General features: G+C 68.8%; 3 protein-coding genes. 2 read left to right on the top strand and 1 reads right to left on the bottom strand.

The genetic code is table 11. The features are described from left to right. Nucleotides 1-10 precede the first annotated feature (10 nt). Nucleotides 11-1,042, bottom strand: coding sequence for an ABC transporter ATP-binding protein (locus tag CRM90_RS19875; protein WP_102808658.1), 1,032 nt, complete (start codon nucleotides 1,040-1,042; stop codon nucleotides 11-13). Between the two features lie 173 nt (nucleotides 1,043-1,215). On the opposite strand from CRM90_RS19875, the gene CRM90_RS19870 reads away from it, so the two are divergent. Beyond that, the gene (locus tag CRM90_RS19870) at nucleotides 1,216-1,959 is read left to right on the top strand and encodes a DUF1906 domain-containing protein (RefSeq protein ID WP_102808657.1); all 744 of its coding nucleotides are present in this window, start codon (nucleotides 1,216-1,218) and stop codon (nucleotides 1,957-1,959) included. Nucleotides 1,960-2,439: 480 nt separating this feature from the next. After that, nucleotides 2,440-11,682 carry a type I polyketide synthase gene (locus CRM90_RS19865; RefSeq protein ID WP_102808713.1) on the top strand — a complete coding sequence of 3,081 codons (9,243 nt, stop codon included), beginning with the start codon at nucleotides 2,440-2,442 and terminating at the stop codon, nucleotides 11,680-11,682. Nucleotides 11,683-11,684: the final 2 nt, after the last annotated feature.

Raw genomic sequence — 11,684 nt, 5'->3', positions numbered from 1 at the left:
GCTCCTCTTCTCAGGCGGACAGGGATCGGACGGCGCTGTCTGGCCAGGCCAGGACGACGGTTGCACCGTGGGCGAGGTCGGTGGATGCCTCGGCCGACAGCAGGGTTGCGGTCAGACCGACCCCGGATGCGTCGACGGCCACCCGGGTGATCGGTCCCGCGTACACCACTTCGGCGACTTGGGCTGTGACACTGCGCATTCCGGCCGGGACGGTCTCCTCAGGTGCCAGCACGGCGATGCGTTCCGGACGGATCGCAACGGTGCCGGCCCGGCCGACCAGCGCTTCGGCGGTCGCACCGTCGACCACGTTGGAGGTGCCGACGAAGTCGGCGACGAACCGGTTGGCCGGGTTCTCGTAGACCTCGCGCGCGGCGCCGACCTGTTCGATGCGGCCCTCGTTGAACACCGCGAGCCGGTCGCACAGGGTGAGCGCTTCGTCCTGATCGTGGGTGACGATCACGAACGTGATGCCGACCTCGCGCTGAATCGCCTTGAGCTCCACCTGCATCTGCTCGCGCAGTTTGAGGTCCAGCGCGCCGAGCGGCTCGTCGAGTAGCAGCACTTTGGGCCGGCCCACCAGCGCGCGGGCCAGCGCGACCCGCTGCTGCTGGCCGCCCGACAACTGCGCGGGCTTGCGCGCCGCGTGCCCGGATAGCCGCACCATGTCCAACGCGGCTGCCGTGCGCTCGCGGCGTTCGGCTTTGGGTACGCCCTTGACCTTCAGGCCGTACTCGACGTTCTGGGCGACCGTCATGTGCGGAAACAGCGCGTAGTCCTGGAAGACGGTGTTGGTGTCGCGCTTGGCCGGCGGCAACGCGGTGACATCCGCGCCACCGAGATGAACCGTGCCGGCGGTCGGCTGCTCGAAGCCCGCGATCATCCGCAGCACCGTGGTCTTGCCCGAACCGGACGGACCGAGAATCGCGAACAGTTCCCCGTCGGCGACGGTCAGGTCGGCGCCTTCGACCGCGGTCACCTCGCCGAACACCTTTCGCACCCCGCGCAACTCGATCTGCGGTGCGCGAGAGGGGGCTGGCGGCATGGGTGGATCCTACGGATTGAGTTGTCCACCCGCAGCGTCATGGTGGACTTCGCCGGTCATCGACGCTCTGGGCCACCGGATTCGCGATCCACACCCTGGCTGCCGAAAGGTGATGCAGATGTGACCGGTGTCGTTGGTGTGGTCGTTGAGGCAACTGTCATATTCTGAGGCTCGTGTTCATGTCGCGACGCGACGTCCTCAAACTGGCCGCCACGACCCCGGCCGCCCTGGGTCTCGGGACGCTGGCGTCGACGCTCACGACGCCCGTTGCGGGCGCCGAGCCGGCCACCGCCGCCACCGGGTCCCTCGGCGTCCTGCTCGACTACGCGGCAGGCGTCATCAGCGGCAGTGATCTGAAGGCATCCGGTGCCGTCGGCGCCATCCGGTACGTCTCGGATCGGCGGCCTGGCGGGGACTGGATGCTGGGCAAGCCGATTCTGCTGACCGAGGCCCGCGATCTGTATCAGGCGGGTCTGAAGATCGTGTCCAACTATCAGTTCGGCAAGCAGGATACCGCCGACTGGCTCGGCGGCCAGCAGGCCGGCGTCATCCACGCCAAACGGGGCTGGCAGCTGCACACCGCCGCCGGAGGCCCGGTGGCCGCCCCGATCTACGTGTCGATCGACGACGACCCGACCCCGGATCAGTACAAAGCACAGGTCGCGCCCTACCTGAAGGCCTGGGAATCGGTGATCGGACATCAGCGCGTCGGGGTGTACGGGAACTCCAAGGTCATCGACTGGGCGCTGCAGGACGGTCTCGGGTCCTGGTTCTGGCAGCACAACTGGGGCTCGCCGAAGGGCTACACCCACCCTGCCGCGCACCTGCATCAGGTGGAGATCGACAAGCGCAAGGTGGCGGGTGTGGGCGTCGACGTGAACAACATCCTGAAGCCGCAATTCGGCCAGTGGGACTGAGTCAAGGCGAAAAACTTACCGGCTAGTAAGGATTTGCCAGCAAACTCGATGACGCCATTTTGGTGAACAATTGTGGACTGAAAAACCGAGCAAGTGCTTGGGTGGCGATCTCGGCCGCAGACGCGCGACAGAAAATCGTCAGGTAACGATTCGATAACAGTCGTGCTTTGAACAGCACTGTTTCGCCTACTCAACCGTAACCACCTGCATGCAGGACGTTTGTCCCGGATGGTCTGGGCGCCTGTTCGGCGCGGTGTTACCCAGCGTGCTGTTACCCGTCCGTAGAACTCGTCAGTAACCAATCTTGGGCGGAAAAAGGTGCTGGTTCTTATGCCACTCTTAGTACAGCAGAGATGTCAGCCGGCGCCCTCCAGGGGGAAGCGCGCGGCGGCCGTGATTCGACGGGGAATCGCCCACACCGACATACGAAAACGAAGACGCGACGACCGCGACGACGAGCACGACAGGGAGATACACAAGGTGACGATCCACGAGCACGACAGGCTTTCCACGGGCGACGGATCATGGCGCGGGGGCGCCAAGGAGACCACCACGCATGCGCTGGTCGATCGTCTCAACGCCGGTGAGCCGTACGCCGTGGCTTTCGGTGGACAGGGCAGCGCCTGGCTGGAGACCCTCGAAGAGCTGGTCACCTCGGCCGGTATCGAATCCGAGCTCGCGACCCTGGCCGGTGAGGCTGAGCTGCTGCTCGAGCCCGTCGCCGACGAACTCGTCGTGGTCCGCCCGATCGGCTTCGAGCCGCTGCGCTGGGTGCGCGCGCTGGCCGCCGAGGAAGCCGTGCCCTCGGCCAAGCAGCTGACGTCGGCCGCGGTGTCGGTCCCCGGCGTCCTGCTGACCCAGATTGCCGCCACGCGCGCGCTGGCACGCCAGGGCATGGATCTGGCGGCCGCCCCGCCGGTGGCCGTCGCGGGCCACTCCCAGGGCGTGCTGGCGGTCGAGGCGCTGCGCGCCGGTGGCGCCAAGGATGTCCAGCTGCTCGCTCTGGCCCAGCTGATCGGCGCCGCGGGCACGCTTGTCGCCCGTCGCCGCGGTATTTCGGTCCTCGGTGACCGCCCGCCGATGGTCTCGGTGACCAATGCCGAGCCGGAACGCATCTACGAACTGCTCGAAGAGTTTGCTCAGGACGTCAGGACCGTGCTGCCGCCGGTGCTGTCGATCCGCAACGGCCGACGCTCGGTCGTCATCACCGGAACCCCGGAACAGCTGTCCCGATTCGAGCTGTACTGCGAGCAGATCGCCGATGCCGAAGCCGCCGACCGCAAGAACAAGAACCGCGGCGGCGCGGTGTTCGCGCCCGTCTTCGATCCGGTCCAGGTCGAGGTCGGCTTCCACACCCCGCGGCTGGCCGACGGGATCGACATCGTCGGACGCTGGGCCGCTGCCGTCGGCCTGGACGTCGAGCTGGCGCGCGCCCTGACCGACGCGATCCTGGTTCAGCAGGTCGACTGGGTCGAAGAGGTCACCGCCCTGCACGACGCCGGAGCTCGCTGGATTCTCGACCTCGGCCCCGGCGACATCCTCACCCGGCTCACCGCGCCGGTCATCCGCGGCCTCGGCATCGGCATCGTGCCGGCCGCCACCCGCGGCGGCCAGCGCAACCTGTTCACCGTCGGGGCGGTTCCCGAGGTGGCCAAGCCGTGGTCGAGCTATGCGCCCTCGGTGGTCACCCTGCCCAACGGCTCGGTGAAGCTGTCGACGAAGTTCACCCGGCTGACCGGTCGCTCGCCGATCCTGCTGGCGGGCATGACCCCGACGACCGTCGACGCGAAGATCGTCGCCGCCGCCGCCAACGCCGGCCACTGGGCCGAACTGGCCGGTGGTGGCCAGGTCACCGAAGCCATCTTCGACAAGCGCGTCGCCGAGCTGGAGACCCTGCTCGAGCCGGGCCGGGCGATCCAGTTCAACTCGCTGTTCCTGGACCCCTACCTGTGGAAGCTGCAGCTGGGCGGCAAGCGCCTGGTGCAGAAGGCACGCCAGTCCGGTGCGCCGATCGACGGCGTCGTGGTCAGCGCCGGCATCCCCGAGTTGGAGGAAGCCGTCGACCTCATCGACGAGCTGAACACGGTCGGCATCGCCCACGTCTGCTTCAAGCCGGGCACCGTCGAGCAGATCCGCTCGGTCATCCGGATCGCCGCCGAGGTGCCCACCAAGCCGGTGATCGTCCACATCGAGGGCGGCCGCGCCGGTGGCCACCACTCCTGGGAAGACCTCGACGACCTGCTGCTGACCACCTACTCGGAACTGCGCGGTCGCGCCAACATCACGGTCTGCGTCGGTGGCGGCATCGGCACGCCTGAGCGCGCCGCGGAGTACCTGTCCGGCCGGTGGTCGGCCGTGTACGGCTACCCGCTGATGCCGGTCGACGGCATCCTGGTCGGCACCGCCGCGATGGCCTGCCTCGAGGCGACCACCTCGCCGGTGGTCAAGCAGCTGCTGGTCGACACCATCGGCACCGACCACTGGGTCGGGGCCGGAAAAGCCGTGAACGGCATGGCTTCCGGGCGCAGCCAATTGGGCGCCGACATCCACGAGATCGACAACGCCGCCTCCCGCTGCGGCCGTCTGCTCGACGAGGTGGCCGGTGACGCCGAGGCCGTTGCGGCGCGCCGCGACGAGATCATCGCCGCGATGGCCGTCACCGCCAAGCCGTACTTCGGCGATGTCGGTGAGATGACGTACCTGCAGTGGCTGCAGCGCTTCGTCGAGCTGTCCATCGGCGACAACGACTCCACGGCCGACACCAAGACCGACGACTCCCCGTGGCTCGATATCACCTGGCGGGACCGCTTCGCCGAGATGCTGCAGCGCGCGGAGGCCCGGCTCAACGCGAAAGACACCGGCCCGATCGAGACGCTGTTCGATGCGTCCACCGCCGACGGCGAGTGGCTGCTGGAGAACCCGGGCCAAGCTCTGGAGGCCCTGCAGGCCCGCTACCCCGACGCCGGGTCGGTGCTGCTGCACCCGGCCGACGTGCCGTTCTTCGTCCAGCTGTGCAAGACGCTGGGCAAGCCGGTCAACTTCGTCCCGGTCATCGACAAGGACGTGCGGCGCTGGTGGCGCAGTGACTCCCTGTGGCAGGCCCACGATGCGCGCTACACCGCCGACCAGGTGTGCGTCATCCCGGGCACGCAGGCCGTCGCGGGTATCACCCGGGTCGATGAGCCGGTCGGTGACCTGCTCGATCGCTTCGAGCAGGCCGCGGTCGACGAGGTGCTGGCCACGGGCGCACAGCCCGAGCCCGTCGCCGCCCGGCTGCGGGTGCGCACCGACGCGACCGGACCGCTGGCCATCGTGCTGGATTCGCCCGACGTGCTGTGGGCCGGTCGCACCGCCACCAACCCGGTACACCGCATCGCGGCTCCCTCGAATTGGCAAGTCCGCGACAACAATTCGGCAACCAATCATGACACCGGGGCGCGCCTGGAGGTCACCACCGACAACCGTGTGGTGCTCAGTGTCCCGCTGTCGGGCACCTGGATCGACATCGCATTCAGCCTGCCCGCCACGGTGATCGACGGCGGTATGCCGGTCGTTCGCACCGAGGATGCTGCCACCGCGATGCGCGCAGTGCTGGCCATCGCCGCCGGGGTGGACGGACCCGACGCGCTGCCGCCGGTCGTCAACGGCTCCACCACCGTCACCGTCGGCTGGGACCCGGAGCGGGTCGCCGATCACACCGGCGTCACCGCGACATTCGGTTCGCCGCTGGCGCCGACGCTGTCGATCGTTCCCGACGCGTTGGTCGGCCGCTGCTGGCCCGCGGTATTCGCCGCCATCGGTGGGGCAGCCACCGACTCCGGCTTCCCGGTCGTCGAGGGTCTGCTCAGCCTGGTGCATCTGGACCACGCGGCCCGCCTGCTGAAGCCGCTGCCCAAGGAACCGACCCAATTGACCGTCACCGCAACGGCTTCGGTCGCCACCGATACCGAGGTCGGCCGGGTCGTGCCGGTGACGGTGAACGTCACCGACGCCAGGGGCATGATCCTGGCGGTCCTCGAGGAGCGCTTCGCTATCCGCGGCCGCACCGGTGCCAAGGAGCTCACCGACCCGGTGCGCGCCGGGGGAGCGGTGTCGGAGAACGCCACCGACACCCCGCGCCGCCGTCGCCGCGACGTCACGATCGGTGCGCCGGTCGACATGCGTCCGTTCGCAGTGGTCTCCGGTGACCACAACCCGATTCACACCGACCAGGCCGCGGCGCTGCTGGCCGGGCTGGAATCGCCGATCGTGCACGGCATGTGGCTCTCGGCCGCTGCGCAGCACGTGGTCACCGCCACCGACGGCAAGCCCGCCCCGCCGGCCAAGCTGATCGGCTGGACCGCCCGATTCCTGGGCATGGTCAAGCCCGGCGACGACATCGACTTCCGGGTCGACCGGGTCGGAATCGATTTGGGCGCTGAGGTTTTGGAGGTCACCGCCAAGATCGGTACCGACCTGGTGATGAGTGCGACCGCCCGGTTGGCCGCGCCGAAGACGGTGTACGCCTTCCCCGGTCAGGGCATTCAGCACAAGGGCATGGGCATGGAGGTGCGGGCCCGGTCCAAGGCCGCCCGCAAGGTCTGGGACACCGCCGACAAGTTCACCCGCGACACGTTGGGCTTCTCGGTGCTGCATGTGGTCCGGGACAACCCGACCAGCCTGATCGCCTCCGGTGTGCACTACCAGCACCCCGAAGGTGTGCTCTATCTGACGCAGTTCACTCAGGTCGCGATGGCCACCGTCGCCGCCGCGCAGGTCGCCGAGATGCGTGAGCAGGGTGCATTCGTCGAGGGCGCGATCGCCTGCGGTCACTCGGTCGGTGAGTACACCGCGCTGGCATGCGTGTCCGGGGTGTATCCGTTGGAGGCGCTGCTGGAGGTGGTGTTCCACCGCGGCAGCAAGATGCACGACATCGTGCCGCGTGACGAGATGGGCCGCTCCAACTACCGGCTCGCCGCGATCCGGCCGTCGCAGATCGACCTTCCCGATGCCGACGTCACGGAGTTCGTGGCCGAGATCGCCGAGCGCACAGGGGAGTTCCTGCAGATCGTGAACTTCAACCTGCGCGGCTCGCAGTATGCGATCGCCGGCACGGTCCGCGGTCTCGAGGCGCTGGAGGAAGAAGTCGAGCGGCGCCGCGAGATCAGCGGCGGCAAGCGGTCGTTCATCCTCGTTCCCGGCATCGACGTGCCGTTCCACTCGGACGTGCTGCGAGTCGGCGTCGACGATTTCCGTCGCGCGCTGGAACGTGTCATGCCCGCCGATGCCGATCCGGCGTTGCTGATCGGGCGCTACATCCCGAACCTGGTGCCGCGGCCGTTCACGCTCGATCGCGACTTCGTCCAGGAGATCCGGGATCTGGTGCCGGCCGAGCCGCTGGACGAGATCCTCGCCGACTACGACACCTGGCGTAACGAGAAGCCGCGCGAGCTGTGCCGCAAGATCGTGATCGAGCTTCTGGCCTGGCAGTTCGCCAGCCCGGTCCGCTGGATCGAGACCCAGGACCTGCTGTTCATCGAAGAGGCGGCCGGCGGTCTGGGCGTCGAGCGCTTCGTCGAGATCGGCGTGAAGTCCGCGCCGACGGTCGCGGGCCTGGCCAGCAACACCTTGAAGTTGCCCGAATACGCCCACAGCACAGTGGAAGTGCTCAACTCCGAGCGCGACGCCCCCGTGCTGTTCGCCAGCGACGAGGACCCGGCCACCGACGACTCCGACGACGAACCGGCGGCAACGAGCGAGGCACCGGCCGAAGCCGTTGCGGTCGAGGCCGCCCCGGCAGCAGCGCCGGCGGCCGCACCCTCCGGTGGACCCCGCCCTGACGACATCGGATTCGACGCCGGTGACGCCACACTGGCGCTGATCGCGCTGAGCGCCAAGATGCGGATCGACCAGATCGAGCCGCTCGATTCGATCGAGTCGATCACCGACGGCGCGTCCTCGCGGCGTAACCAGCTGCTGGTCGACCTCGGTTCGGAGCTGAACCTGGGCGCCATCGACGGTGCCGCCGAGGCGGATCTGGCGGCGCTGAAGGGTCAGGTCGCCAAGCTGGCGCGCACCTACAAGCCGTTCGGCCCGGTGCTCTCCGATGCGATCAACGATCAGCTGCGCACCATCTTCGGCCCGTCCGGCAAGCGGCCGGCCGCCATCGCCGAGCGGGTCAAGAAGACCTGGGAACTGGGCGACGGGTGGGCCAAACACGTCACCGCCGAACTGGCTCTGGGCACCCGGGAGGGCAGCAGCGTGCGCGGAGGCGCACTCGGCGGCCTGCACGACGGTGCGTTGGCCGATGCCGCGGCCGTCGACAAGGCGATCGACGCCGCGGTCGCCTCGGTCGCCGCCCGCAAGGGCATTGCGGTCTCGCTGCCGTCGGCCGGTGGTGCCGCGGGCGGCGTGGTCGACTCGGCCGCGCTGACCGAGTTCGCCGAGACGGTGACCGGCCGTGACGGTGTGCTGGCGTCGGCTGCCCGCATGGTGCTGGGTCAGCTCGGGCTGGACACCCCGGTGACGGCCGCTCCCGCGGCCAGCGACGCCGAACTCATCGACTTGGTCACCGCCGAGCTCGGCTCGGACTGGCCGCGGCTGGTGGCCCCGGCGTTCGACGCCAAGAAGGCGGTGCTGCTCGACGACCGCTGGGCCAGTGCGCGCGAGGATCTGGTCAAGCTCTGGCTGGCCGACGAGGGTGACATCGACACCGACTGGCTGAAGCTCTCGGAGCGATTCGAGGGTGCCGGCAATGTCGTTGCCACCCAGGCCAACTGGTGGCAGGGCCGGGCTCTGGCGAGCGGACGCAACATCCATGCGTCCCTGTTCGGCCGGATCGCCGCAGGTGCCGAGAACCCCGACAAGGGTCACTACTCCGGCGAGGTCGCGGTGGTCACCGGTGCGTCGAAGGGTTCGATCGCCGCATCGGTGGTGGCGGGTCTGCTCGACGGCGGCGCCACGGTGATCGCGACGACGTCCAAGCTCGACGACGACCGGCTGGCGTTCTACAAGGCGCTCTACCGCGACCACGCCCGCTACGGCGCGTCGCTGTGGGTGGTCCCGGCCAACATGGCCTCGTACTCCGACATCGACGCCCTGGCGTCGTGGGTCGGTAGTGAGCAGACCGAAAGCCTTGGGCCGCAATCGATTCACCTCAAGGACGCGCTGACCCCGACGCTGCTGTTCCCGTTCGCGGCGCCGCGGGTGGCCGGCGATCTGTCGGAGGCGGGCTCACGCTCCGAGATGGAGATGAAGGTCCTGCTGTGGGCCGTCCAGCGCCTCATCGGTGGGCTGTCGTCCATCGGTGCCGAGCGGGACATCGCCTCGCGCCTGCACGTCGTGCTGCCCGGTTCACCCAACCGCGGCATGTTCGGCGGTGACGGTGCCTACGGCGAGTCCAAGTCCGCGCTGGATGCGGTGGTCAACCGCTGGAGCGCGGAGACGTCCTGGGCGCAACGGGTCAGCTTCGCGCACGCGCTGATCGGCTGGACGAAGGGCACCGGTCTGATGGGTCACAACGACGCCATCGTGGGTGCCGTCGAAGAGGCCGGCGTCACCACCTACAGCACCGAAGAGATGGCTGCGATGCTGCTCGACCTGTGCTCGGTGGAGGCCAAGGTTGCCTCGGCCAACGCGCCGCTGAAGGTCGACCTCACCGGTGGACTCGGCGACGTCCAGCTCGACATGGCCGAACTGGCTGCCAAGGCCCGCGAGGAAATGACCGCCGAAGCAGCCGGATCCGACGACGAGCCGACGGCGGGCACCATCGCCGCCCTGCCGTCGCCGCCCCGCGGCTATGTCGCGAACACGCCGCCGGCGTGGGCCGACCTCGACGTCGATCCGGCCGACCTGGTGGTCATCGTCGGCGGCGCCGAACTGGGCCCGTACGGCTCGTCGCGCACCCGCTTCGAGATGGAGGTCGACAACGAGTTGTCGGCAGCCGGCGTGCTCGAATTGGCCTGGACCACCGGGTTGATCAAGTGGGAGGACGATCCCAAGCCGGGCTGGTACGACAGCGCGACCGGTGAGATGGTCGACGAGGCCGAGCTGGTAGAGCGCTACCACGACGCCGTCGTGGAGCGTTGCGGCATCCGCGAATTCGTGGATGACGGCGCCATGGAGGCCGACCACACCACGCCGCTGCTGGTCAGTGTCTTCCTCGACAAGGACTTCCGGTTCGTGGTGTCGTCGGAGGCCGACGCCCGCGCGTTCGTGGAGTTCGACCCCGAGCACACCGTCATCCGGCCGGTGCCGGACTCGTCGGACTGGGAGGTGATCCGCAAGGCGGGCACCGAGATTCGCGTGCCGCGCAAGACCAAGCTGTCGCGCACGGTGGGGGCGCAGATCCCGACCGGCTTCGACCCGACGGTCTGGGGCATCAGCCCGGACATGGCCAGTTCGATCGACCGGGTTGCGCTGTGGAACATCGTCGCCACCGTCGACGCGTTCCTGTCGTCCGGCTTCACCCCGACCGAGCTGATGCGCTGGGTGCACCCCAGCCTGGTGGCCTCCACCCAGGGCACCGGTATGGGTGGTATGACGTCGATGGAGACGATGTACCACGGCAACCTGCTCGGCCAGGCCAAGCCCAACGACATCCTGCAGGAGGTCCTGCCCAACGTCGTTGCCGCGCACGTCATCCAGTCCTACGTCGGTAGTTACGGGTCGATGATCCACCCGGTCGGCGCGTGCGCCACCGCGGCGGTGTCGGTCGAGGAGGGGATGGACAAGATCCGCCTCGGCAAGGCCGAACTGGTGGTCACCGGCGGCTTCGACGATATGACGGTGGAGGCTGTCACCGGTTTCGGTGACATGGCGGCCACCGCCGCCACCGAGACGATGCGGGCCAAGGGCATCAGCGACTCGAAGTTCTCCCGCGCCAACGATCGTCGCCGGCTGGGCTTCCTGGAGGCGCAGGGCGGTGGCACCATCCTGCTGGCGCGCGGTGACCTGGCATTGAAGATGGGTCTGCCGGTGCTGGCCGTGGTGGGCTACGCGCAGAGCTTCGGCGACGGCGTGCACACCTCGATCCCGGCTCCGGGTCTCGGCGCACTGGGCGCCGGGCGCGGCGGCAGGAACTCGCAGCTGGCTCGTTCGCTGGCCAAGCTGGGCGTCGGCGCCGACGACATCGCGGTGATCTCCAAGCACGACACCTCGACGCTGGCCAACGATCCCAACGAGACGGAGCTGCACGAGCGGCTGGCCGACTCGATGGGCCGTGCGCCCGGGGCTCCGCTGTTCATCGTCAGCCAGAAGAGCCTGACCGGTCACGCCAAGGGCGGCGCGGCGGTCTTCCAGATGATGGGGCTCTGCCAGATCCTGCGCGACGGCGTCATCCCGCCGAACCGCAGCCTGGACTGCGTCGACGATGAGCTGGCCTCCTCGGGGCACTTCGTGTGGCCGCGCGAGACCCTGCGCCTGGGCGACAAGTTCCCGCTGAAGGCGGGTCTGGTCACCAGCCTGGGCTTCGGTCACGTGTCGGGTCTGGTCGCACTGGTGCACCCGCAGGCGTTCCTGGCCTCGCTGAGCGAGCAGGAGCGGGCGGACTACACCAAGCGGGCGCACGAGCGGGTGCTGGCGGGTCAGCGGCGGCTGGCTTCGGCCATCGCCGGTGGACGGCCGATGTACGAGAAGCCTGCCGATCGCCGGTTCAACCATGACGAGCCGGAGAAGCGCCAGGAGGCGGCGATGCTGCTCGATCCGGCCGCACGGTTGGGCGATGACGACGCCTACGTGCGATAAAG

The sequence above is a fragment of the Mycobacterium sp. ENV421 genome, assembly GCF_002887815.1.
Lineage (GTDB): Bacteria > Actinomycetota > Actinomycetes > Mycobacteriales > Mycobacteriaceae > Mycobacterium.
This window is presented reverse-complemented; position numbering and strand designations above follow the sequence as displayed.